This window comes from Ruegeria sp. AI3, assembly GCF_056541245.1.
In genome coordinates, this window is sequence record NZ_JBQFYA010000010.1 from 1 (window position 1) to 23,986 (window position 23,986).

Annotated in this window: 20 protein-coding genes; 15 read left to right on the top strand and 5 right to left on the bottom strand. The window is 58.6% G+C overall.

The window, feature by feature from the left end:
* Nucleotides 1–151 precede the first annotated feature (151 nt).
* Entirely contained in the window at nucleotides 152–1,096 is a 945-nt protein-coding gene (locus ACRZ95_RS15175; protein WP_170679985.1) for a PDR/VanB family oxidoreductase, read from the bottom strand.
* Between the two features lie 256 nt (nucleotides 1,097–1,352).
* Between ACRZ95_RS15175 and ACRZ95_RS15180 the strand changes: the two genes are divergently transcribed.
* The 5 genes from ACRZ95_RS15180 (at nucleotide 1,353) to ACRZ95_RS15200 (ending at nucleotide 6,717) form a co-directional block, all read left to right on the top strand.
* Entirely contained in the window at nucleotides 1,353–2,258 is a 906-nt protein-coding gene (locus ACRZ95_RS15180) for a LysR substrate-binding domain-containing protein (RefSeq protein WP_170679983.1), read from the top strand.
* Between the two features lie 104 nt (nucleotides 2,259–2,362).
* Nucleotides 2,363–3,520 carry an aromatic ring-hydroxylating oxygenase subunit alpha gene (locus ACRZ95_RS15185; protein ID WP_170679981.1) on the top strand — a complete coding sequence of 386 codons (1,158 nt, stop codon included), beginning with the start codon at nucleotides 2,363–2,365 and terminating at the stop codon, nucleotides 3,518–3,520.
* The gene (locus tag ACRZ95_RS15190; RefSeq protein ID WP_170679696.1) at nucleotides 3,517–3,852 is read left to right on the top strand and encodes a hypothetical protein; all 336 of its coding nucleotides are present in this window, start codon (nucleotides 3,517–3,519) and stop codon (nucleotides 3,850–3,852) included. Before ACRZ95_RS15185 ends, ACRZ95_RS15190 begins: the two co-directional genes overlap by 4 nt.
* A gap of 10 nt (nucleotides 3,853–3,862) precedes the next feature.
* A complete protein-coding gene (locus ACRZ95_RS15195) occupies nucleotides 3,863–4,102 on the top strand; it encodes a hypothetical protein (protein WP_170463900.1) in 240 nt (79 codons plus the stop codon).
* A 194-nt stretch (nucleotides 4,103–4,296) separates the two neighbouring features.
* Nucleotides 4,297–6,717 (top strand): FAD-dependent oxidoreductase, encoded by a 2,421-nt coding sequence (locus tag ACRZ95_RS15200; protein WP_170679980.1) that lies wholly within the window; start codon nucleotides 4,297–4,299, stop codon nucleotides 6,715–6,717.
* A gap of 377 nt (nucleotides 6,718–7,094) precedes the next feature.
* Here ACRZ95_RS15200 and ACRZ95_RS15205 read toward each other — a convergent pair whose 3' ends face one another.
* The 4 genes from ACRZ95_RS15205 to ACRZ95_RS15220 form a co-directional block, all read right to left on the bottom strand.
* Complete coding sequence (locus ACRZ95_RS15205; RefSeq protein WP_170679979.1) at nucleotides 7,095–9,308, bottom strand: NADP-dependent isocitrate dehydrogenase; 2,214 nt, start codon at nucleotides 9,306–9,308, stop codon at nucleotides 7,095–7,097.
* A 222-nt stretch (nucleotides 9,309–9,530) separates the two neighbouring features.
* On the bottom strand, nucleotides 9,531–10,562 hold the full coding sequence (locus tag ACRZ95_RS15210; RefSeq protein WP_170679978.1) for a trans-3-hydroxy-L-proline dehydratase: 1,032 nt from the start codon (nucleotides 10,560–10,562) through the stop codon (nucleotides 9,531–9,533).
* A gap of 123 nt (nucleotides 10,563–10,685) precedes the next feature.
* On the bottom strand, nucleotides 10,686–11,744 hold the full coding sequence (locus ACRZ95_RS15215) for a sn-glycerol-3-phosphate ABC transporter ATP-binding protein UgpC (protein ID WP_170472620.1): 1,059 nt from the start codon (nucleotides 11,742–11,744) through the stop codon (nucleotides 10,686–10,688).
* Nucleotides 11,741–12,547 carry an IclR family transcriptional regulator gene (locus ACRZ95_RS15220; RefSeq protein WP_170667152.1) on the bottom strand — a complete coding sequence of 269 codons (807 nt, stop codon included), beginning with the start codon at nucleotides 12,545–12,547 and terminating at the stop codon, nucleotides 11,741–11,743. The genes ACRZ95_RS15215 and ACRZ95_RS15220 overlap by 4 nt, the downstream gene beginning before the upstream one ends.
* 149 nt (nucleotides 12,548–12,696) lie before the next feature.
* Between ACRZ95_RS15220 and ACRZ95_RS15225 the strand changes: the two genes are divergently transcribed.
* The 10 genes from ACRZ95_RS15225 to ACRZ95_RS15270 all read left to right on the top strand — a co-directional run bounded on the left by ACRZ95_RS15225 (nucleotide 12,697) and on the right by ACRZ95_RS15270 (nucleotide 23,981).
* Complete coding sequence (locus ACRZ95_RS15225) at nucleotides 12,697–13,956, top strand: ABC transporter substrate-binding protein (protein WP_480555166.1); 1,260 nt, start codon at nucleotides 12,697–12,699, stop codon at nucleotides 13,954–13,956.
* A gap of 92 nt (nucleotides 13,957–14,048) precedes the next feature.
* Complete coding sequence (locus tag ACRZ95_RS15230) at nucleotides 14,049–14,972, top strand: carbohydrate ABC transporter permease (protein ID WP_170555117.1); 924 nt, start codon at nucleotides 14,049–14,051, stop codon at nucleotides 14,970–14,972.
* A 1-nt stretch (nucleotide 14,973) separates the two neighbouring features.
* Complete coding sequence (locus ACRZ95_RS15235; protein WP_170679976.1) at nucleotides 14,974–15,822, top strand: carbohydrate ABC transporter permease; 849 nt, start codon at nucleotides 14,974–14,976, stop codon at nucleotides 15,820–15,822.
* A 22-nt stretch (nucleotides 15,823–15,844) separates the two neighbouring features.
* On the top strand, nucleotides 15,845–17,185 hold the full coding sequence (melA, locus tag ACRZ95_RS15240) for an alpha-glucosidase/alpha-galactosidase (protein WP_170679975.1): 1,341 nt from the start codon (nucleotides 15,845–15,847) through the stop codon (nucleotides 17,183–17,185).
* A gap of 55 nt (nucleotides 17,186–17,240) precedes the next feature.
* Nucleotides 17,241–18,950, top strand: coding sequence for an IlvD/Edd family dehydratase (locus tag ACRZ95_RS15245; protein WP_170679974.1), 1,710 nt, complete (start codon nucleotides 17,241–17,243; stop codon nucleotides 18,948–18,950).
* The gene (locus tag ACRZ95_RS15250) at nucleotides 18,950–19,714 is read left to right on the top strand and encodes an SDR family oxidoreductase (RefSeq protein ID WP_170472607.1); all 765 of its coding nucleotides are present in this window, start codon (nucleotides 18,950–18,952) and stop codon (nucleotides 19,712–19,714) included. The genes ACRZ95_RS15245 and ACRZ95_RS15250 overlap by 1 nt, the downstream gene beginning before the upstream one ends.
* Before the next feature lie 4 nt (nucleotides 19,715–19,718).
* Complete coding sequence (locus ACRZ95_RS15255; protein ID WP_170679972.1) at nucleotides 19,719–20,612, top strand: 2-dehydro-3-deoxygalactonokinase; 894 nt, start codon at nucleotides 19,719–19,721, stop codon at nucleotides 20,610–20,612.
* Entirely contained in the window at nucleotides 20,609–21,214 is a 606-nt protein-coding gene (locus ACRZ95_RS15260) for a 2-dehydro-3-deoxy-6-phosphogalactonate aldolase (protein ID WP_170679971.1), read from the top strand. The genes ACRZ95_RS15255 and ACRZ95_RS15260 overlap by 4 nt, the downstream gene beginning before the upstream one ends.
* Nucleotides 21,211–22,071 (top strand): SMP-30/gluconolactonase/LRE family protein, encoded by an 861-nt coding sequence (locus ACRZ95_RS15265; RefSeq protein ID WP_170679969.1) that lies wholly within the window; start codon nucleotides 21,211–21,213, stop codon nucleotides 22,069–22,071. The genes ACRZ95_RS15260 and ACRZ95_RS15265 overlap by 4 nt, the downstream gene beginning before the upstream one ends.
* Nucleotides 22,068–23,981, top strand: a complete 1,914-nt coding sequence (locus tag ACRZ95_RS15270; RefSeq protein WP_170679967.1) for a beta-galactosidase — start codon at nucleotides 22,068–22,070, stop codon at nucleotides 23,979–23,981. Before ACRZ95_RS15265 ends, ACRZ95_RS15270 begins: the two co-directional genes overlap by 4 nt.
* The last annotated feature ends 5 nt before the right edge of the window (nucleotides 23,982–23,986 follow it).

Sequence of the window (23,986 nt, forward strand, 5' to 3'; positions counted from 1 at the left end):
ATCGGAACGCTGTTATTCTCATAAAAACCACTATCCGCGGTCTTAATGTCCAAATCCGTAAACGGTTCTTTAATCGACATCAATTTCCTCCCATTTTTCGTTTCTTGCAGCCGTTGCACCCCGGGCCATCCGGCATGCAACGGCACTGTTCTTAAAGTGCTAGGACCAGACGGTCCGATTTCGCCCTGGAGACACAGGTGCATAGGTAGCTGTTCGAGGCTTGTTCCTCGGGAGTCAGAATGCCGTCCCGGTGGTCCACCTCACCTTCGACGACGTCCACCATGCACGACCCGCACAAACCTTCGGAGCAACCGAAATCCACATGAACCCCGTTGGTTCTGAGGACGTCGAGAATAGTTTCTTCCTTCGACACTTTGAAGACAGCTCCCGTCGACTGGACCTCGACTTCAAAGCTGTCATTGGGCGTGTGTTCAATATCGGATGCAGCTGCAAAACGCTCAAAGTGGATGGCCCCACCGCGCAGAGCGCTGCCTGACTCAAGGACCGCGTTCAGCATCGGTTCCGGACCGCAAGTGTAGACATCAGCGCCCATCGGCATGGATTGCATGACAGCGGTCAAATCGAACTGCCCGTCTGTGTCGTCGCAATGCAGATGGTACCACTCATCCAGACCCAAAGCGCGAAACTTGTCATCCATCGCGGCTAGATCCTTGGATCGGACCAAGTAATAAACCCGGAAATCCTGTCCTCGATTCAGCAGCTCCCGGGCCATTGCGACCATCGGGGTGGCACCAATACCGCCCGCGATAAGGGTCACGTGGCGATCATGGCTTTCCAGTTTGAAATGGTTGCGCGGACCTCCGATGGCGAGTTCGGCGCCCTCTTCCAATGCGTGCATTGCCAACGAGCCACCGCGACCACCATCCTCACGCTTGATGGCGACGTTCAGGGTGCGGCCGTCCTGGCTCCAACTCCAGAGCGAATACTGGCGCACCAGATCGTCGCCAAGGTGGATATCCACGTGCGCGCCGGGTTCAAGTCCGGTGAAACGCCCCTGTTCGATTTCGAAGCAGAAATCCGAAGTGTCCGAGCTGAGTTCAGTTTTTCGGATCAGACGCGCTTTCTGAGTGTTCATCGGGTTACTCATCTTATTTTGCGCCGAAAAGAACCGCAGAGAGGCGGTCGTTGTGTCGGCCTTGGTGTTGACTACTACCTGGCTTGGGTCGGGGCGCGCCTCGGAGGGAGGGCAAAGAACTGCGATACCGGCTTTCGAGAAAGGCGGAACTTCATCGGGCGCAAAACTGCAGAAAAAACGATAGTTTTCAATTGCAATATTTTTCGCACTCAGGTGAAGGTAGCTCAATCTAAAACCTCAGAGCCACGTATCCCCTATGTCGCGACGTCACTACAATCTGCCTCCGCTTGCCTCGCTTTCTGCTTTCGAGGCCGCCGCCCGGCACCTCAGTTTCAAGGTTGCTGCAAGCGAATTGTCCGTCACGCCCGGTGCTGTCAGTCATCAAATCAAAGCATTGGAGACCGAGCTGGCATCCCCTCTTTTCATACGCAAACATCGCGGCGTTGAACTGACAGAGGATGGTGCAGAGCTGCTAGAGGCACTGGGAAGCTCTTTCCTGAAGATCTCAAAAGTTCTTGAGCAGATTCGCAGTGGGGATTCCGACAATCATGTCACCGTGGGGTCCACAACAGCGGTAGCCGCCTTGTGGCTTTCCCCGTCGGTCATTCGGTTTTGGCAGGACTATCCGCACGTAAAAGTGAACCAAATGGCCGAGGACACGTATTTCGCAGATCGTTCTGACGTGGACTTTTTCATTCGATACGGCAAAGACCCGAATGCCTCTCTGCCGCATACCAAGCTGTATCGGGATATCCTGACACCGGTTTGCAGCCCCGAACTGGCGGAAGATCTCAAAGGGGCCAGTCTCCGGGACCTGACAGAACACCGTTTGATTCACCTTGCAACCAAACACAGCAACTGGACCACATGGACGGACTGGTTTCAGGCGTTAGGGTTTAATGAGAGTATTCAGACGCAGGCGCGTGTCAGCAGCTATGCTCTGGCCCTGCAGGTCGCCAGAAAGGGCGCTGGCGTCGCCCTCGGCTGGAAGCGTTTGCTAAAACCCATGCTGGATTCAGGAAAACTTGTGGCTTTAGAGGACTTCAACATACCTGCGCCGCATAATTTCTATCTGGTTGAACGGGAAAACGATAGCCTGTCAGAAGGGGCGCTGGCCTTGAAAGAATGGCTGCTGAATGAGCTTGAGGAGAATTCGGTTTAGCTCCCCTCATCTAGCGGTTAGGATTTTTAGTATTGAATGCAGGGCCTCTGCGCTGCCAATGGGAGCCTAGAAAAACGCCAATTCAAAAGTCTTAGGAGTGACTGATGAACAAGCATGCACCGCTTTCGTCTGTTCTGACCCCGTTAAACACAGCAAAGGGGCTGCCGAACGCGCATTATATCGACCCTGAAGTGTTTGCCGAGGAACGCGACTCGGTCCTGTTTGCGAACTGGTCCGGGATCGGCTTCGGCAAGGACATCCCTGAAGCAGGGGATGCCTATCCCATTGATTTCCTTGGCATGCCCCTGTTGATGGTCCGTGATCGCGACGGTCAGATTGGCGTGTTCCAGAACACCTGCCGCCACCGCGGCATGATCCTAGTCGACAAGCCTCAAAAAATCCGCGGCGCGATCCGTTGCCCCTACCACAGCTGGTGCTACGGCCTGAATGGTGAGCTGCGCACCGCTCCTCATGTCGGCGGCCCCGGTCAGAATACCCACGAAGATCTGGATTTCTCGGAACTGGGTCTGATCCGCATCCGCTCCTACGTCTGGCGCGACGTGATCTTTGTGAACGTCGACGGCAACGCCCCCGAGTTCGAAGAAGTTCACGGCGAGCTGATGGAGCGCTGGAAAGAGTTCGAACAGCCTATGTATCACGGCGGCGCTGGCGCGTCGGTCCGGCTTGAGCTGGATTCGAACTGGAAATTGGCGGTCGAAAACTTCTGCGAAAGCTACCACCTGCCCTGGGTTCACCCAGGTCTGAACAGCTATTCCCGTCTGGAAGACCATTACAACATCAACGAGCTGGGTAAATACTCGGGTCAGGGCACCCTTGTATATCGTCAATTCGAAGGGGAAGACGGCTCGAAACTGGCGGACTTTGATGGCCTGAGCGAAAAGTGGCACGAAGGCGCGGAATACATCGTGGTCTACCCCAACACCCTGCTGGGCGTTCAGCGTGACCACGGTTTTGCCTTCATCATCGACCCAATCAATCATGAGCGGTCGAACGAGCGGATTGAGCTGTACTATGCTCAGAAACCCGAAGACAGCCCCGAACATGAAGGCCTGCGCGCGCAAAACGCGGCGCTTTGGAAAACCGTGTTTGAAGAGGACGTCTTCGTGGTCGAAGGCATGCAGAAAGGCCGCCATGGCATCAAATTTGACGGTGGTCGCTTCTCGCCTGCAATGGACGGCCCCACCCATTGCTTCCACCACTGGGTCGCAACGCAGATCGAAAAGGCACGCGCGGAGGCATGACCACTTTTCTGAACGACGGCTTGGCCAGGAATTTCCTGGCCGGGTCGTGGGTGGAGGGCGACAAGGGCGCCTCCATCGCGGTGGAAGATAACCGTTTCGATCGCCGGTCGTTCGCTCGCTCTGTCTGTGGCCGCTGGAAGCTCGACCTTGCTGGCCGGTGTCAACCCTGCCCGCCACATCACGCAAGAGGTCTTTGCCCCGTCACCTGCTACGCGCCAATCGATACCGAAGAGGATGCCATGGCCAATTGCATCGAATTCGGGGTGGCCGCGAAAAAGGGCTTGAGGCGCTTTACAACTACGTTCGCACTAAAAACATCGCCATTTCGCTAAAGGGATAGCCATGGATCGCGAAGCCTTAGACCGTGAACTGCTAGAGGCACATGCCAATTGCGACCAAGAGGCGCTTGTGCGCCTGTATACGATTGCTGCCGACGAACGAGAGCTGGCCCAGGACATTGATGCCGCCTGTTTCTATCTTACCCACGCTTTCGTTTTTGCACTGGAATCCGGCCACCCAGAGGCAAGCAATCTGAACAAACGGCTGGCTGACTATGGCCGCGCCCACAGACTGGAGTTCTGAGCAATGTCGGCAAAGCATAGGTGAAATAATGCGCGGTACCCGGCGGTGCCCGTATCCCCAAGAAGTGAATGCAGGCTGCATCTCTGGTCAAACAGGGTTCTCAGTTGACGCGTTTAGAACAGTTATGGGTCTGAATCGCCATATTCTTAACGAAAGACCGGTTCTGACATGACACAGCAAATCAGGAAGATGAAATGCGCGAAGAAGCACAGGCGGTAGTTATCGGCGGCGGGGTGATCGGTTGCTCGATCCTCTACCATTTGGCCAAATTGGGATGGTCCGATGTGGTCCTGCTGGAGCGGGATGAGTTGACCTCTGGCTCAACCTGGCATGCGGCAGCCAACATTCACGGTCTGCATGACAGCACCAATATCAGCCGCATCCAGCACTATACGATGAACCTGTATAACTCGCTGGAGGAAGAAACCGGCCAAAGTTGCGGTGTCTTCCAGCCCGGCTCGCTCTATCTGGCTCAGACAGAAGAGCGGGAACACCAGCTGAAGCTGCAGGCCGCAAAGGCCAAGCTCTATGGCATGAATTTCTATGAGATTAGCATTGAAGAGGCGCAAAAGCTGAACCCGCTGGTCAATTACGAAGGCATCCGTTGCGTGATGTTCGAACCAGATGGCGGCAATGTTGATCCGTCGGGCGTGACCAACGCCTATGCGGTCGGTGCCCGCCAGCGTGGGGCCGAGATCCATCGTTTCACCCCTGTCACCGCGACTGAGCAGCAGGAAGACGGCACTTGGATCGTGAAGACCCCCAAAGGTGACATCAAAACGCCTTGGGTCGTGAACGCAGCGGGCCTCTGGGGTCGCGAGGTGGCCAAGCTGGCTGGGATCGAGTTGCCGCTGCAGCCCACCGAACACCAGTATTTCGTGACCGAGGCGATGTCTGACGTCGAAAGCCACGGCACCCGCCTGCCCTCTGTCTCGGACCGCGATGGCGAGTATTACCTGCGTCAGGAAGGTAACGGCTTGTTGGTCGGCGCTTATGAAAAGGACATGAAATTCTGGGCCGAGGAAGGCACACCTCTGGATTTCGCCCATGACCTGTTCCCAGACGATCTGGAGCGGATTGAAGAGAACATGATGAACGCGATCGAACGTCTGCCCGCTGTGGCTGAGGCCGGGATCAAGCGCGTTATCAACGGCCCGATGATCTGGTCTCCAGACTCTAACGTGCTGATGGGACCAGTACCCGAGGTGGATGGTTATTTCTGCTGCAACGGCATTATCCCCGGCTTCTCGCAGTCGGGCGGCATGGGCCTGATGGCGGCGCAGTGGATCATCGAAGGGGAAACCCAATACGATATGTTCGCATGGGACATGGCGCGCTTTGACACCTGGGCCACCAAGGAATTCACCAAGGCCAAGGTGCAGGACCAATACGCGCACCGTTTCGCCATTCACTTCCCGAACGAAGAACGCAGCGCAGGCCGCCCCGCCCGCGTGCGCCCCATCTACGAGACGCAGAAAGCCATGGGCGCTGTCTTTGGCCTGAACGTCGGTTGGGAACACCCGCTGTGGTTCGCTGATGAGCCGGGTGTCGTGGATACAAACGGCTTCACTCGTCAAAACTGGTGGGCCCCGGTTGGTGAAGAATGCAAAATGCTGCGCGAGCGTGCGGGGATCATCGACATCTCGAACTTTGCCAAATACATCTGCAAAGGCCCCGGCGCTGCGGATTGGTTGAATGCGGTCTTCGCCAACAACATGCCCAAGGCGATCGGCCGGTCGTGTCTAACGCCGCTGATCTCAAAACGCGGTGGCATTGCCGGGGACTTCACCGTCACCCGTGTGGCCGAGGATGAGTTCTGGGTCATTGGATCGGGTATGGCGGAACGCTATCACAAGCGCTTCTTCAAGCAGGTCCCCCTGCCCGAAGGCACCACATTTGAAAGCCACACCGAGGCCATGTGTGGCTTCAACGTGGCTGGTCCGCAATCGCGCGAGATCCTGCAGCGGCTGACCAACACGTCGCTGGCGAATGAGGACTTCCCCTTCATGCGCTCAGCCAAGATTGAGCTGGCAGGCGTTGAGCTTCTGGCCCTCCGTGTCTCCTTCACCGGTGATCTGGGGTGGGAGCTGCACTGCAAGACCGAAGATCAGGCGCGCCTCTACGATGCTCTGCTTGAGGCAGGCAAAGAATTCGGCGCAGGACCAGTTGGCAGCCGTGCCCTGATGTCGATGCGTGTTGAAAAGGGTTATGGCTCCTGGAGCCGCGAATACAGTCCCGAATACTGGCCGCATGAGGTGGGTCTGGACCGCCTGTGCAAGTTCGAGAAGGATTTCCTCAACAAAGACGCCGCGCAGAAAGTGCTGGAAAACCCTGCGCGTGAACAGTTGGTCTTGCTGCGTCTGGATGAGGCCGACGTGACGGCCTCCAACGCGGACGCCACTGGCGGTGAGCCGATCTTCAAGGACGGCGAAGGCATCGGTCGCGTCACCTCGGGCACCTATGGCTATACCGTCGGTATGTCGCTGGCTTTGGGTTATGTCAAAAACGCCCAACCCGGAGACGAGGTTGAAGTGATGGTTCTGGGCCAACCCCACAAAGCCACTATCCTGCACGAGCCGCCCTTTGACGCGGCGGGCAAAGTCCTTCGGGGCTAAACGTCGAACAATCATGTTTAAGCCAGTCCTTCTCTGGGCTGGCTTTTTCATTTCTGCATCAAAGTCGCGTGGCACTGCAAAGGCGCGTTCGACCCAGCTACGCTCAAGCAGACTTCAGACAAACAAATGGCCAGCACCCCAAATGCTGGCCATTTTTTGAGTGAGTGATAGGCCCGAAGGCCTCACCGGTGAATCTCTTGTCTTGGACAAGTTATCAAGCGGGGACGGATCAGTGTATTGGGGGAATCCCGTAGATCATGCAGTTTTAGTCATGTCTTGCGGGCAAAGCTTCGCAACAGTTTGAAGCGAAAGGAAAAACTGGTCGGGTTTCCGCACCAGTGGGAAAGACCCGCGCCACTAGGGCGCGGGTCGTTTTCTTAGCCGATGATGGCGTTCAGCGTCGCACTCGGACGCATCACAGCCGCCGTTTTGGCGGGATCGGTGTGGTAGTACCCACCCAGATCGGCAGCCCCACCTTGGGCCGCGGCAAGCTCACCCAAAATCTGCTCTTCCTTGTCGGCCAGAGCAGTTGCAAGCGGGGCAAATTCAGCTGCCAATTCCGCATCATCCGACTGCGCGGCCAGCGCTTCGGCCCAATAGCGCGCGAACCAGTAGTGGCTGTCACGGTTGTCCGGCTGACCAACCTTCCGGCTGGGGGACCGGTTGTTGTCCAGAATGCCCTGCGTTGCCGCCTCCGCCGCCGCACCCAGAACACCCGCCTTGGTGTTGCCCTTGCTGTCGGCGAGGAAGTTCAGGGATTCACCCAGCGCACAGAACTCACCCATCGAATCCCAACGCAAGTGGTTTTCTTCGACCAGCTGCTGCACATGCTTCGGAGCGGACCCACCTGCACCGGTCTCGAACAGACCACCGCCGTTCATCAGTTTGACGATCGACAGCATCTTGGCCGAGGTGCCCAGTTCGAGGATCGGGAACAAGTCAGTCAGATAATCGCGCAGCACGTTGCCGGTGATGGCGATGCTGTCATTTCCGGCGGTGATGGTCTCCAGCGACTGACGCGTCGCCTCACGCGGGGCCATGATCAAGAATTTATCTGCAACACCAGCCGCTTCCAGCGCGGGCTTAACATATTGGATCAACTCGGCGTCATGGGCACGGTTTGCGTCGAGCCAGAAGATCGCCTCGGACCCGGTCAGGCGCTGACGGTCCATCGCCAGTTGGATCCAGTTCTCGATGGGCGCTTTTTTCACTGTGCAGGCCCGCCAGATGTCTCCGGCCTCGACCTCATGCGAATGCAGAGTTTCACCATTGGCAAGAACGACACGGATTGTGCCATCCGCAGGTGCCTGGAACGTGGTCGGGTGCGAGCCGTACTCTTCGGCCTTTTGAGCCATCAGGCCGACGTTGGCCACCGCGCCGGCAGTGGCCGGGTTCAGCGCACCATTGGCTTTAAAGAAGTTGATGGATTCGTCATAGACCGACGCGTAGCAACGGTCAGGGATAACACAGTTGGTGTCGCCTTTGGCTCCGGTTTCATCCCAGCCTTTGCCGCCTGCGCGGATAACGGCGGGCATCGAGGCGTCGATGATCACATCGGACGGGACGTGCAGGTTGGTAATGCCACGGTCCGAGTCGACCATATACATGGACGGACGGTCACCCTTGAGGGCGTCGATGGCGGCCACGATGTCAGCATTGTCCTTCACGCGGTCCAGCAGATCCCCAAGACCCGAGTTCGGGTTAACACCCAAGGCCTCAAGCTCTGCGCCAAATTTCTCGAACACCGGAGCCAGCCACGCGCGAACGGCATAGCCGAAGATGATCGGGTCGCTGACCTTCATCATCGTCGCCTTCATGTGCAGCGAGAACATGGTGCCATCTTTCTTGGTGTCCTCAATGGCATCTGCTAGGAAGGACGACAGCGCTTTGACCGACATAAAGGTCGCATCGGCAACGGTTCCCTCTTCCAGCGGCCAGCCGTCTTTCAGCACGGTCACGCTGCCATCTTTGCCGACAAATTCGATCTTCGCGTCACCGGCTTGCGCTGCGGTGATCGTCGCCGATTTCTCATTGGCGTAGAAATCGTTGCCAGACATTGAGGACACTTTGGTCTTGCTGTCCGACACCCATTCCCCCATCGAATGAGGGTTCTTCTGGGCGTAGTTCTTCACCGCCCGCGCCGCACGGCGGTCACTGTTGCCTTCGCGCAGAACCGGGTTCACCGCCGAGCCTTTGATCGCGTCATAGCGCGCGCGGATCGCCTTTTCTTCGTCACTCGAAGGCTCTTCGGGGTAGTTGGGGATGTCGTAGCCCTGCGACTGCAGCTCTTCGATCGCGGCGACAAGCTGAGGAACCGAGGCCGAAATGTTTGGCAGTTTGATCACGTTGGCGTCGGGCGTTTTTACCAGATCGCCCAATGCGGCAAGATCATCGGTGATGCGCTGCGCGTCGGTCAGCTTCTCTGGGAACGTCGAAATGATACGGCCTGCAAGCGAAATATCCTTAGTGCCAACGCTGACACCCGCCGCCGAGGCGAATTTGCGAATGATGGGCAGAAATGAGGCGCTGGCCAGCTCAGGCGCTTCGTCTACAATGGTATACAATATGTCGAAGTTCGATTTATCTGCCATATTCTTTCACCTTTTTTAAGCCTTTAAGGGGCAATCGCTGCAAGAGTTTGGGCCGCTTCATTGCGGCGCGGGAGGGGCGCTAATGACATAACACCCCTGAGTGACTCTGATTTGACAGGGCTTCCCTTAAATCAGGTTTGCGTTGGGATCAATCGTCTACTGGGGGCGCAAATTGCCACGGTTGGGGAAAAACACGCCGATGGGCCTGTGATTTCGCGCCCTTCAGCGCCCAACGCCCCAGGTATCACTTAGCCGATATCCGCCAGGCCATGGGTCATCCGGGTCCAGCATGTGCTGATGAACGCCGGTGATCCAGCCTCGGCCGCTGATCTCGGGGATGATGGCCGCGCGGTCCCCGACCTTGGTTTCCTCGACAATCCGGCCGGTAAAACGCGATCCGATGATAGAAACGGCCTCGAAAGATTGACCAACCTTCATCTGGCCCTTCGCGGCCATAAGGGCCATGCGCGCCGAGACCGCCGTTCCGGTTGGCGAGCGGTCAACTTTGCCGGGCTGGATCGCAACGGCGGATTTGCCTGTGAGTCCGGTTTCGGTTGTCTTCAAAGGCCCACAAAAAGCACAGAAAGAGATATGGTTCCAAGCCGCGTTTTGCGGATGGGTAAAGCCAAGCTGATCATTGGCGGCATTGGTGATGGCAACGCCCAAACGGGCGATATCGCGGGCCTCGGCCTCCACAATTTCCAACCCCCTAGCATCCGCATCGACCACCACGAAACTATCGCCTCCATAGGCCGTATCCACGGCAAGGGTGCCCACACCCGGCACTTCCAGGGGGACCGCGATCTTGTCGGCAAAGCTTGGCAGGTTTTGCACATGGATACGCTGGGCCTTACCATCCCCACACTCTGCCCGGACCCGTACCAAACCGCCGGGAGCCTCGAGTGTCATACGCGTTTCCGGCTCTTGCATGGGGATGATGCCGCTGTCCAAAAGAACAGTGGAGACACAGATCGAGTTTGACCCCGACATGGGCGGCGTGTCCTCCGGCTCCATGATGATGAACGCCGCATCCGCCTGCGGATGTTTCGGAGGGACTAGCAGGTTGACGTGGCGAAAGACGCCGCCTCGGGGTTCATTCAGCACGAAATTGCGCAAGTTCTGATCCTGCGCAATGAATGTGCGTTGATCCCACAGGGTTTCTCCGGGTGGTGGTTGCACGCCACCGACGATGACGTCGCCCACCTCGCCTTCCGCATGGGCCGAGATCACGTGGACGGTTTTGACGCTGCGCATGGGGCCTCTCTACTCGAAATGAGTCGGGCCGACTGGCCTCGTGTGGGCCAGTTCAGAGGACGACCCCGTTTCGGTCAAGCCTAAACCTGCGCTCAAAACACACCGGTTGAACTTGAATCGATGCTACCTAAACCGAACGCCAGTCTCAGGGTCGAACACCATGGCACGTTCGGGTTGGACCGTGATCCCGATCTTCTCGCCTGTCGTGCTGCGTTGGTCATCCCGTTCTTCAACGATCAGCTTGTCGCCATTCGGGGTCAGAAGATAGGAATAGGACACGCCCCCAAGCGCCTCGGTCAAATCAACGGTGCAGGTGTCGGCACTGCGGTCGATCTGGATGTGTTCGGGCCGCATGCCAAGGGTCACCTTGTTTACCCCAGCCGGAACTTGGGCCGATACCGGCAACGGTTGACCAAGGGCCGGATGCGTGACGTGGCCGTCTGCATAGTCGCATTCGAGAAAGTTCATCGCTGGCGAGCCGATGAAGCCCGCCACAAAGCGGTTGTCCGGATCGCGGTACAGGTCCATTGGCGCGCCCACCTGCTCGATCCGGCCATCGCGTAGCACGACAATTTTGTCGGCCATTGTCATCGCTTCGACCTGATCGTGGGTCACATAGATCATGGTGGCGCCGATCTCTTGATGCAGGCGTGCGATTTCGACCCGCATCTCAACCCGAAGCTCGGCATCTAGGTTGGAAAGCGGTTCATCGAACAGGAACACCTCGGGACCGCGCACAATCGCACGCCCGATGGCGACTCGCTGGCGTTGACCACCAGACAGGGCCTTGGGCTTGCGTTTCAAATATTGATCCAGTTTAAGAATGCCGGAGGCGTCCTGAACCTTCTGGTCGATCTCTGCCTTGGGAACGCCATTCATGCGCAGGCCAAAACCCATATTCTCGGCGACCGTCATATGCGGGTACAAAGCGTAGGTCTGGAACACCATCGCCACGCCGCGTTTTGCAGGATCCATGTGGGTCACTTCGCGCGCGCCAATATGAATTTGGCCTTCCGAGGTTTCCTCGAGACCCGCGATCATCCGCAGTAGGGTGGACTTACCGCAGCCCGAGGGGCCGACGAATACACAGAATTCACCATCTTCGATTTCCAGATCAATCCCGTGGATCACCTGAGTCTGGCCGTAGCGTTTGATCGCCTGATTGAGCGTTACACCTGTCATGTCGATTGCATCCTGTTGTTCTGTCCATTCGGGCGGGTTTCAGGGAACCGCCAAGCCTGCGCCTCGGTCGCGATCTGGTCGGCAACGCGCCGCACCCGAGGGACCCAGGCCTCTAGTTGATTGAAATCCATCCGCCCGGTTGAACCGGTTACCGAAATCGCGCCCAAAACGCGCCCGCCCGAGGTCAGAACCGGACAGGCAACGCAGATAATACCGGGTTCATGCTCTTCGTCGTCGATCGCGTAGCCTCGGCTGCGAATCAGTTCCAGATCCGCCCGCAACGCCGCCTCCGAGGTCAGCGTCTTGTCCGTGAAACGGTGATAGCTTTGCTGGGATACGGCGCGATCTAATGCGGGCCCATCCAGAAACGCCATCATCGCTTTTCCGACGCCGGTGCAATAGGCCGGGCCGACCTTGCCGGCCTGCGAATACATCTCGACAGGCTGCGCCGCGTTGCGTTTGTCGACATACAGCACCTGATTGGAGTCCAGCTGCGCCAAATGCACCGTTTCACCTGTCTCGGAGCTGAGTGTATCCAGAAACGGCCGCGCGATAGGGGCCAGAGAGCTTTGCGTCCACGCCGTATGCGCCAGACGGACCAGCCGCAGGCCCGGCGAATAGGTCTGGCGGTCTGGCTCATAGGCCAGCATGCCCTGATTGGTCAGCGATTGCAGAAAGCGATAGAGCGTTGCTTTGGGAAAGCTGCTGCTCTCCAGCAGTTCGGCAAACCGCACCGGGCGCTCGAACGAGGCCACGTGCTCCAGCACATCACATGCTTTGCCTATTGTTCCGTCACCAGCCACGGGTGTGTGTTCTCCTCCGTTTGACCCCCGTTCAGCCACGGTGTTTGCACGAGGGTCTTGACAAGACTAGCCGAGTCGATGTGTAGTTTTCAATATATAAAACACGGTTTCACTATTTGGAACTAAAATGGAAGCTAAGGGAGGACACCATGCATTCCATGTTCAAGCGCACCGCTGCCGCACTGGCGGCGAGTGTGGCACTAGCTGCACCCGTTGCCGCCGAACTGACCGGCGAACTGCGCATCTTTCTTGACACCTCGAACCCGGCGCCGCGTGCGACGATGGAAGCGATGATCGAACAGTTTCAGGCTCAGCACCCGGATCTGGCCATCGAAACCACAGTGATCGACCGCGAGGCGTATAAGACGCAGATCCGCAACTTCCTGACGGCTGACACGCCGGACGTTGCTACATGGTATGCCGCAAACCGCATGAAGCCTTATGTTGAGGCGGGTCTGTTCGAAGACGTTTCGGACCTGTGGGCCGAGCCGGAGATCGCCGAGAATCTGGCCTCGACCAAAGGTGCAATGACCCTTGATGGCAAGCAGTGGGGCGTGCCCTATACCTACTATCAGTGGGGCGTTTACTACCGCAAAGACATCTTTGATGAGCTTGGCCTGACCGAGCCGACCACCTGGGAAGAAGAGCTCGCGAACTGCGAGAAGATCGTCGCCTCGGGCCGCGCCTGCTATACCATCGGCACCAAGTTCCTGTGGACCGCCGGTGGCTGGTTCGACTATCTGAACATGCGCACCAACGGGTTCGACTTCCACAACCAGCTCGCCAATGGCGAAATCAGCTGGGAAGACGATCGCGTCAAGCAGACCTTCGCCAACTGGAAGCAGCTGGTCGACATGGGTGCCTTCATCGACAACCACCAGACCTATAGCTGGCAGGAAGCCCTGCCCTTCATGGTGAACGGAGACGCCGCCGCCTATCTGATGGGCAACTTCGCTGTTGCACCTCTGCGCGAAGCGGGTCTGAGCGACGATCAGCTGGACTTCTACCAGTTCGTCGCGATCAACCCCGATGTTGAACTGTCCGAGGATGCGCCGACCGATACGTTCCACATCCCGGCCAACGCGTCGAACAAGGAAGCCGCGCGTGAGTTCCTGCGCTTCGTCGTGTCTCCGGACGTTCAGACCGAAATCAACAACGGTTCCAACCTGGGCCAGCTTCCGGTCAACGCGCAATCCTCGGTGGATGACGACAAGTTCCTGCAGCAAGGGTTCACCATGCTGTCCTCGAACAGCCCCGGTGGTGTCGCACAGTTCTGGGATCGTGACGCACCAGCTGAAATGGCCAAGGTCTCGATGGAAGGCTTCCAGGAATTCATGGTCAAGCCCGACAATCTGGACAAGATTCTAGCCAAACTGGAACGCGCTCGTAGCCGTATCTACGACAACTGATCTGGCAGGGGCCGGGTGAAAACCCGTCCTACGCCTTCCTCAATTGCAAGGCGAGCTGAAGCTCGCCTTCGCCCCCAGATCCGAGATAGCCCATGTCAGCCGTCGACACACCGGAACAGGAAAGCTGGTTCCATCGCAACCAACAACGCATCGCGCCTTGGCTCTTTCTTGCGCCGGGCCTGTTGTTCTTCATGGTCTATGTGATCATCCCGGTCTTTCAGTCCTTCAACCTGTCACTTTATGAATGGGATGGGCTGGGCGCTGCTGAATATGTTGGTTTCCGCAACTACGAGGACCTCTATTGGGAGTGGGTGGATCGCGATGCATTCTATATCTCGCTCAAGAACAACCTGATCTGGTTGATCCTGTATCTCGCAGCGATCCCCGCGGGCCTGTTCATCGCCCTGTTCCTGAATCAGACGGTCTGGGGCATTCGACTCTACAAGTCTCTATTTTTCTTTCCGTTCGTGATCTCTCAGGTCGTTGTCGGGCTGGTTTTCACATGGTTCTACGATCCGACATTCGGGCTACTGAACGAATTCCTCAGTTTCTTTGGTCTTGGCCCGCTGAATGTGCTGGGAGATGAAAAACTGGTCACTTACGGCATCATCGTCGCTGGCCTGTGGCCGCAGACGGCCTATTGCATGATCCTGTATCTCACCGGCCTAAACGCCGTGGACCCCGAACAGATCGAGGCTGGACGTCTGGACGGTGCAAAGGGAGGGCGGATGCTGTGGCACATCATCCTGCCGCAACTACGCCCCGCCACGTTTATCGCCTTTGTCGTGACAATCATTGGCGCTCTGCGGTCCTTCGACCTGATCTCGATCATGACGCAGGGCGGGCCGTTCGGGTCGTCGCGCGTGCTAGCCTATTACATGTTCGAGGTCGCCCTGTCCGAATACGGCTTCCGCATGGGATATGGCGCCGCCATCGCTGTGATCCTGTTCCTCATCATGCTGTGTTTCATCGCCTACTTCCTGTGGTCGATGTACCGCGAAGAAAGGGGGCACTGAGATGTTTCCCAAACCCATCGAAAAACAACCCCGCGCGGCACAGATCACCTATCAGGCCATGCTGCCCATTGCCCTGCTGCTGTGGCTCGGCCCCTTGCTTGCAGTTGCCTTGTTCTCAATCAAGCCAGAGGCGGATTTCACCAACGCAAACTACTGGGGCTTGCCGTCCCGATTTGAAGGCGCGGTCAACTATGGACAGGTCTTCTTCAACTCGGACATGCCGCGATATCTGCTGAACTCGTTCTTGATCACAATCCCAACGGTGATCGGAGCGGTTGCACTCAGCTGCATGACAGGGTTCGCGCTGGGGATCTACAAATTCAAGTCGAACTTGTGGATCTTCTTCATGTTCGTGGCGGGCAACTTTGTCCCGTTCCAGATCCTTATGGTTCCGGTCCGCGACCTGACTTTGGAGCTTGGCCTCTACAATACCAAAACCGGTCTGGTCCTGTTCCACATCGCGTTCCAGACCGGGTTCTGTACACTGTTCATGCGAAATTTCATCCGCGCGCTGCCTTTTGAGCTGATCGAAGCCGCCCGGGTCGAAGGCATCAGCGAGGTCCGTATCTTCTGGTACGTGGTCCTTCCCCTGATGAAACCCGCCATCGCGGCGCTGAGCGTGCTGATCTTCACCTTCATCTGGAACGACTATTTCTGGGCCGTGGTCCTGACACAAGGGGCCGAAAGCCAACCTGTGACCGCTGGGATCACCAGTTTCAACGCGCAGTACCGCGCGGCATATCAACTGATGAGCGCGGGCTCCCTCGTTGCCGCCTTGCCGCCGGTGGCCATGTTCTTCTTGATGCAGAAACACTTCATCGCGGGTTTGACCCTTGGAGCTGTTAAATAACGCCAAACGAGAGTTTTGCAAAATGACCAAAATCACCTTTATCGGCGCGGGTTCCACGATCTTCATGCGCAATATCGTGGGCGATGCGCTGCTGACCCCTGCGCTTGCCGACAGCCATTTCGCGCTTATGGATATCGACCCGCAGCGTCTGGCCGAAAGCGAAACCGTAGCGCGGGCCATGATCCGTTCGGTCGGCACCGGAGCAACGGTGACCACCCACACCGACCGCCGCGCGGCGTTGGAGGGGGCTGATTTCGTCATCACTGCCTTTCAGGTCGGCGGGTATGAACCCTGCACGGTGACGGATTTCGAGATCCCCAAGCAATACGGGTTGCGCCAGACCATCGCAGATACGCTCGGGATCGGAGGGATCATGCGCGGGCTACGCACCGTTCCAGTTCTGTGGGGCGTGGCACAGGATATGATGCAGCTCTGCCCCAACGCGACGCTGTTGCAATATGTGAATCCGATGGCGATCAACACCTGGGCTCTGGCCGAGCAATTCCCGGACCTGAAACATGTCGGCCTGTGCCATTCGGTCCAGAATACAGTCGAAGAACTTGCCCATGATCTGGACCTGCCCAAGGATGAGATCCGCTACAAGGTCGCAGGCGTGAACCATGTGGCTTTCTTCCTGCGGCTGGATCATCAGGGCCGCGACCTGTATCCCGCCTTGCGCCGGGGCTATGCCCATGGTTCTCTGCCGAAACCACCTCTGTTGATGCCACGCTGCCCCAATAAGGTGCGGTACGAGGTGATGGACCATTTGGGCTACTTCTGCACCGAGAGTTCGGAACATCTGGCAGAATATGTGCCGTGGTTCATCAAGGACGGGCGGCAAGACCTGATTGAGCAATTCTCGATCCCGCTGGATGAATACCCAACCCGCTGTGTCGAGCAGGTCGCGGATTGGAAAGAACAGGCTAAGACACTGACAGACGGGCGCGATGTCTCGGTTATTCGCAGCCACGAATTCGCGGCGGATCTGATGAACGCCGTCGTCACGGACACGCCCTATACGGCCTATGGAAACCTGCCCAACACGGGTCAGATTCCGCAATTGCCCTTGGGCGCTGCGGTGGAAACCCCCTGTTTGGTCGATTCAAACGGCGTTCAGCCCTCGGTCGTTACCGACATCCCGCCGCAACTGGTGGCGCTGATGCGCACCCAAATCAACGTGCAAGAGCTAACCGTCCGGGCGCTGACCGAGCAAAACGCCGAATACATTTACCATGCCGCCATGATGGATCCGCATACCGCGGCCGAACTGGACCTGCGCCAAATCCGCAGCCTTGTCACGGACCTTCTGACCGCGCATTCGGACTGGCTGCCCGACTGGTGCCGCCCACTTCGCGCCGCATGATCTTCAATTCATCACGAACCTCAATTCCAGCCCAAGCCAAAGATCCAAAGCCAGAATGACAAAGAAACGCCGCTCATCGCATTGGTACGGAAAACTCGACAAAGACGGGTTCATCCACCGTTCCTGGATGAAAAACCAAGGCTTCCCCGATCATGCCTTTGATGGGCGGCCCATCATTGGCATCTGCAACACCTGGTCGGAACTGACGCCCTGCAACTCGGGCCTGCGCGATCTGGCCGAAGGCGTGAAACGCGGTGTGTGGGAGGCTGGGGGCTTCCCGGTCGAATTCCCGGTCATGTCGCTGGGCGAGACCCAGATGAAGCCCACCGCCATGCTGTTCCGCAATCTGCTGGCCATGGATGTTGAGGAATCCATCCGCGCCTACGGCATTGACGGCGTTGTTCTGCTGGGCGGATGTGACAAGACCACGCCAGGGCAGCTGATGGGCGCGGCCTCGGTCGATCTGCCCTCAATCGTGGTCAGTTCCGGGCCGATGCTGAACGGCAAGTTCAAGGGCAAGGATATCGGATCGGGCACCGATGTCTGGAAGTTCTCGGAAGAGGTCCGTGCGGGCGAGATGACCCTGCAGGATTTCATGAACGCTGAATCCGGAATGTCGCGCAGCGCCGGGGTTTGCATGACGATGGGTACGGCCTCGACCATGGCCTCGCTGGTCGAAGCGATGGGCATGTCCCTGCCCACCAACGCCGCCCTGCCCGCCGTTGACGCACGGCGCATGGCGCTGGCACACCTGACCGGCAAACGGATTGTCGAGATGGTAGACGAAGACCTCAAACCCTCGGACATCCTGACTAAGGAAGCATTTGAGAATGCCATTCTGGCCAATGCCGCTGTGGGTGGCTCGACCAACGCCGTAGTCCACCTGCTAGCGCTGGCGGGTCGAGTTGGTGTCGATCTGACGCTAAAAGACTTTGAGATCGGATCTGAAATTCCCCTGCTGGTCAACTGCATGCCTTCTGGCAAATACTTGATGGAGGATTTCTGCTATGCCGGTGGCGTGCCCGCGGTGCTGAATGAACTCAAGTCTTTCTTGCGCCCTGCCAAAACGGTTCTGAACAAAGATATCTCGGCTCACTACGAGGGGGCAGAGTGCTACAATCGCGACGTGATCAGGCCCTTCGGTGACCCGGTGAAGCCCGCAGCCGGTCTGCGCGTTCTGCGCGGTAACCTTGCCCCGAACGGAGCCATCGTGAAACCCTCGGCAGCGACGGATGAGTTGCTGGAAACCGAAGCCGAAGCCTTTGTTTTCGAAAGCATCGAAGACCTGAAGGCCAATATCGACCGCGAAGACCTGCCTGTGACGGCCGAGACCATTCTGGTTCTCAAAGGGTGTGGACCCAAGGGCTATCCCGGCATGCCCGAGGTCGGCAACATGCCGGTCCCGGCGAAACTGGTGAAAGAAGGCGTGCGCGACATGATCCGCATTTCGGACGCGCGCATGTCCGGCACCGCCTTCGGTACTGTCATCCTGCACGTCAGCCCCGAGGCGCAGGCCGGTGGCACATTGGCATTGGTCAAGACCGGCGACCGCATCCGCGTCTCAGCCAGCAAGGGAGAGCTTGAGCTGCTGGTCGATGAGGCAGAACTCGACACTCGCCGCGCGGCTTGGCAGCCGGAGGCGCCGCATTACACGCGCGGTTACGCCCGACTTTACATCGACCACGTGCTGCAAGCCGATCAGGGCGCTGACCTTGATTTCCTTGTCGGCAAAGACACACGCCTCGTTACAAGAGAGAGCCACTAATGGACCAACCTGCTGTATTCCAAGACCTCAAAGGGGCCTCAGTCTATATCACCGGTGGTGGCTCGGGCGTTGGCGCTTCGCTGACCGACGGGTTCATGGCGCAAGGGGCCAACGTGGCCTTTATCGGCCGCTCGGACGCAAGCGCCTTCGTGGAAGAAATGCGTGCCAAACACGGCCGCGCGCCCCTGTTCATGCAGGGCGATATGACCGATACGGAACTGTTGCACGCCACCATGCAAAAGGCCGCCGAGGCCCATGGACCAATCAAAGTGCTGGTCAATAACGCCGCCAACGATCAGCGCCACTCTCTGGAAGAGACAACCTCTGAATTCTGGGACTGGATGATCGAGGTTAACCTGAAGGCCTACTACTTCGCCTGTCAGGAAGCGGCGCGGCAGATGGAGAATGGCGGCTCGATCATCAATTTCAGTTCGATCAGCTACATGATGGGCAACGCGGGCTATCCGATTTACACGACCTCGAACGCAGGGATTACCGGGATGACCCGCTCGCTGGCGCGCGAGCTTGGTCCGAAAGGCATCCGCGTCAACGCGCTGGCTCCCGGTTGGGTTCTGACGCAAAAGCAGATGGACATGTGGGCCACGCCCGAAGACCTCGCCGCACATTTGGATCGCCAATGCCTTAAAGAACATCTAAAGCCCGACGACATGATCGGACCCACCTTGTTTCTGGCCTCAGACGCCAGCCGCGCCATGACCGGACAATGCATGGTTGCCGATGGTGGCGTCGTGGTAACGGGGTAGAACGATGAAACCAGAATGGATCGCAGCGGACTGGGGCACTTCGCACTTGCGCGTCTGGGCGATGGAGGGTGCGTCTCCTATTGACCAAGCCCAGTCGGACATGGGCATGGCGCGCGTCTCCAAGGGCCGATTTGAGGACGCCCTGTTGGCACTGATCGAAGGCTGGTTGGGCAGTGCCCCTGTCGATGTCGTCGCCTGCGGGATGGTCGGTGCTCGTCAGGGATGGGTCGAAGCACCCTATGCCGCCGTTCCAACCGCGCCTGTGAAGGGCGTTCCGATCCGCGTGCCTGCCACCGATCCTCGGATCCGCGCCTTTGTCGTGCCCGGTTTGAAACAGGTGTCCCCGCCTGACGTGATGCGCGGCGAAGAAACGCAGATCGCAGGATTTCTGGATACACATCCCAATTGGGACGGCGTGATCTGCTTGCCCGGCACCCACACGAAATGGGTGCAGGTCAGCGCGAATGAGGTCGTCAGCTTCCGCACCTTCATGACCGGAGAGCTGTTCGACCTCCTACGTGGTCAATCGGTCCTTCGGCACTCGGTAAGTGAAGGCTGGGACGAGACCGCGTTTACTGAGGCCGTTGAGGATACTCTGTCCAAACCCGAACAGCTCGCCGCCCGTCTGTTCAGCCTGCGTGCCGCAGATTTGCTGCACGGACAGGATGGCAGCACGGCCCGTGCGCGATTGTCCGGGTTGTTGATTGGGGCGGAACTTGCGGCCTCACGCCCCTATTGGCTGGGTCAGCAGATCGCGATCATCGGGGCCGAGGGTCTATCGGCCGCATACGCGAAAGCTCTGCAACCGCAAGGCGCCTTTGTCGAGATGGCCGACGCCACCACATCCACTCTGGCCGGGCTGAACAAGGCCCGCAATATGACAAGAGAAACCGTATGAGCCGCCCTATTATTGCCATTCTGCGAGGGTTAACCCCCTCGTACGCCGAGAAAGTCGGTCGACTTCTGATCGAAACCGGGATCAACCGGATCGAGGTGCCGCTGAACTCTCCGGATCCTCTTGAGAGCATCGGGATTCTGGTCGAGGCGTTCGGCGATCGCGCCCTGATCGGCGCGGGCACGGTGCTGACCCCTGAACAGGTTGAGGCCGTGCGGGATGTGGGCGGCAAGCTGATTGTCTCGCCCAATGCCGATCCTGATGTGATCCGGCGCAGCCGTGAACTGGGGCTGCAATCCTGGCCGGGCATCTTCACCCCGACCGAGGCCTTTTCGGCCCTCAAAGCGGGTGCAACCGGTTTGAAGCTGTTCCCCGGCTCCTTGGCAGGCCCCGCAGGTCTGTCAGCGTTGCGGGCGGTCTTGCCTGCGGGCACGCAGGTCTTCGCGGTTGGCGGCGCGGGTACAGACAACTTCGACGAATGGATCGCAGCCAGCGCGGACGGGTTCGGCATCGGCTCGGCCCTGTTCAAGCCGGACATGGAGATCGCAGAAATCTCGGAACGCGCCATCCGGATCGTAGCCGCCTATGACGAGGCCGTTGCATGAGCGTCACTTTCGACGACCGCCCTTGTATGCTGGGCGAAGGTCCCCTCTGGCATCCCGAGCGGAAGCAGTTGTTGTGGTTCGATATCCTCGGCAAACGCCTACTGACCCGTGAGGGCGAGGCGCAGAAAAGCTGGGACTTCGACGAATATGTCTCGGCCGCAGGCTGGGTGGACCGTGATACTCTGCTGATGGCCTCAGAAACCGGGTTGTGGCGATTTTCGCTGGCCACGGGCGAGAAATCATTGATTGCCCCGCTAGAGGCTGAAAATCCCGTCACCCGCTCGAATGACGGTCGCGCCGATCCGTGGGGCGGGTTTTGGATCGGGACGATGGGCAAAAGCGCGGAACCTGGCGCCGGTTCAATCTACCGGTTCTACAAGGGCGAATTGCGCCGTTTGGTGCCGGGTATCTCCATCTCAAACGCGATCTGTTTCGCTCCGGACCGGTCCTGCGCCTATTACGCAGACACAGCGACACGACAGGTCATGCGGTGGGATCTGAACTCCGAAACTGGCTGGCCCGAAGGAGAGCCTTCGGTCTTTCTGGATCTGAACGAAGACGGTTTGAACCCGGATGGCGCGGTGGTTGATACCGCCGGGAACGTCTGGATCGCTCAATGGGGGGCGAGCCGGGTCGCGGCCTATGATCCGACGGGCAAGTTCCTGCGCGCGGTCACCATTGACGCCGCCCATACATCCTGCCCCGCCTTTGGCGGAGACGACCTGACGACACTGTTCTGCACAACCGCCCGCCAAGGGCTGAGCGCGGAAACGCTTGAAACCCAACCCACGAACGGAATGACCTTTGCCGAACTGAACGCAGGCCAGGGCCAACCGGAACACAGAGTCCTTCTATGACCCCCGAACTCGGCGTTTGCTACTACCCCGAACACTGGCCCGAGGCTGTTTGGGCCGAAGATGCCGCGCGCATGGTCGAAACGGGCCTGAGCTGGGTGCGCATCGGCGAATTCGCCTGGAGCCGTTTGGAACCCTCCCCCGGCGATCTGCAATTCGACTGGCTGGATCGCGCGGTCGAGGTCCTGGGATCGGCCGGTTTGAAGGTGGTTATGGGGACACCCACAGCGACGCCTCCACGCTGGATGCTGGACAAACACCCCGATATGCTGGCCGTCGACGCCCAAGGTCAACCGCGCAAATTCGGGTCACGTCGGCACTATTGCTTCAGCCATGCGGGCTATGTCGACGAGTGCGTCCGCATCGCCCGGATCTTTGGCGAACGCTATGGCCGCAATTCACACGTCGCCGCCTGGCAAATCGACAATGAATACGGTTGCCACGACACCACGATCAGCTACAGCGCCCCGGCGCTAAAGGCGTTTCGTCTTTGGTTGGCGGATCAATATGGCAGTATCGGCGCCCTGAACGAGGCTTGGGGCAATGTATTCTGGTCGATGGAATACGACCACTTTGACCAGATCGACCTGCCAAACCTGACCGTGACCGAGCCGAACCCGGCCCATGTTCTGGCCTTCCGACGCTTTAGTTCAGACCAGGTGGCGGCGTTCAACAAGGCTCAAGCCGAAGTGTTGCGCCCGCTGACCGATGCGCCGCTGTCGCATAACTACATGGGACGTGTGCTTGAGTTCGACCATTTCGATGTTGGTGCGGACCTCGATATCGCCACCTGGGATAGCTATCCCATCGGGTTTCTGTCGGACCGGTTAGAGGATGATGCCGAACACAAGGCCAGATTCCTGCAACAGGGCGATCCGGATATGCAGGGCTTTCACCACGACCTCTATCGCGCGGTTGGCCGAGGTCGTTGGTGGGTGATGGAGCAACAGCCGGGCCCCGTGAACTGGGCCCCGTTCAACCCCGCCCCCCTGCCCGGCATGGTCCGGCTTTGGTCGCTTGAGGCCGTGGCCCACGGGGCCGAGGTGGTCAGCTATTTCCGCTGGCGCCAAGCACCATTTGCGCAAGAGCAGATGCACGCCGGATTGCTGACACCGGACAGCCGCGCGGCCCCCGGTCTGGCCGAGGCACGCCAGACGGCGGATGAATTGAAGGCCATCGGACCGGTGCACCAGAAACAGGCGCAGGTTGCGATCCTGTTCGACTATGCTTCGGACTGGGCGTGGACCACGCAGCCGCAGGGCGCAGGTTTTGACTATTTCCGGCTGGTATTCTCGGCCTATCGCGCGTTGCGTCGCGCCGGGCTATCGGTTGACATCGTTTCACCTCAGGACCTACCGAAAGGTTACGCGGTGATCCTTGCGCCAGGTCTGGCCACAATCGACGCCGAGTTGGAAACGCGTTTGGCAAAGGCCTGCGATCTTGCCATCCTTGGCCCACGCAGCGGCGCGATCACCCGTGATTTCCAGATCCCTCTGTCGGGCCGCCCCGGCCTTGATGGCATCGATTGCCATGTCGATCTGGTTGAAACCCTGCCGCCCAATGTCAAACGCCCGGTCGTGGGGGGCGGAGCGGCGCAGCACTGGATCGATCGTCTGTCCGGAGACGGCGCGGACCTCTTGCAATTTGAAGATGGGACTCCAGCCGTGAAAACAGGGGATGGCGTTTGGTATCTGGCGGGTTTCCCGAATGAGGCGCTCTGGGATCGTCTCATCGGGCTGGCGGCGGACCACACCGGGCTGAATTTGCAGCCGTTGCCCGAGGGCCTGAGGCTTCGGGAATCAGCCGCGCATACGTTCCTGATCAACTACAATGCCGATCCGGTGGAATGGAACGGACACACCATTGCGGGCTGCGATGTTATTGTCCTCGAAAACGCGTCACCGGAGGGTTGAGCCGG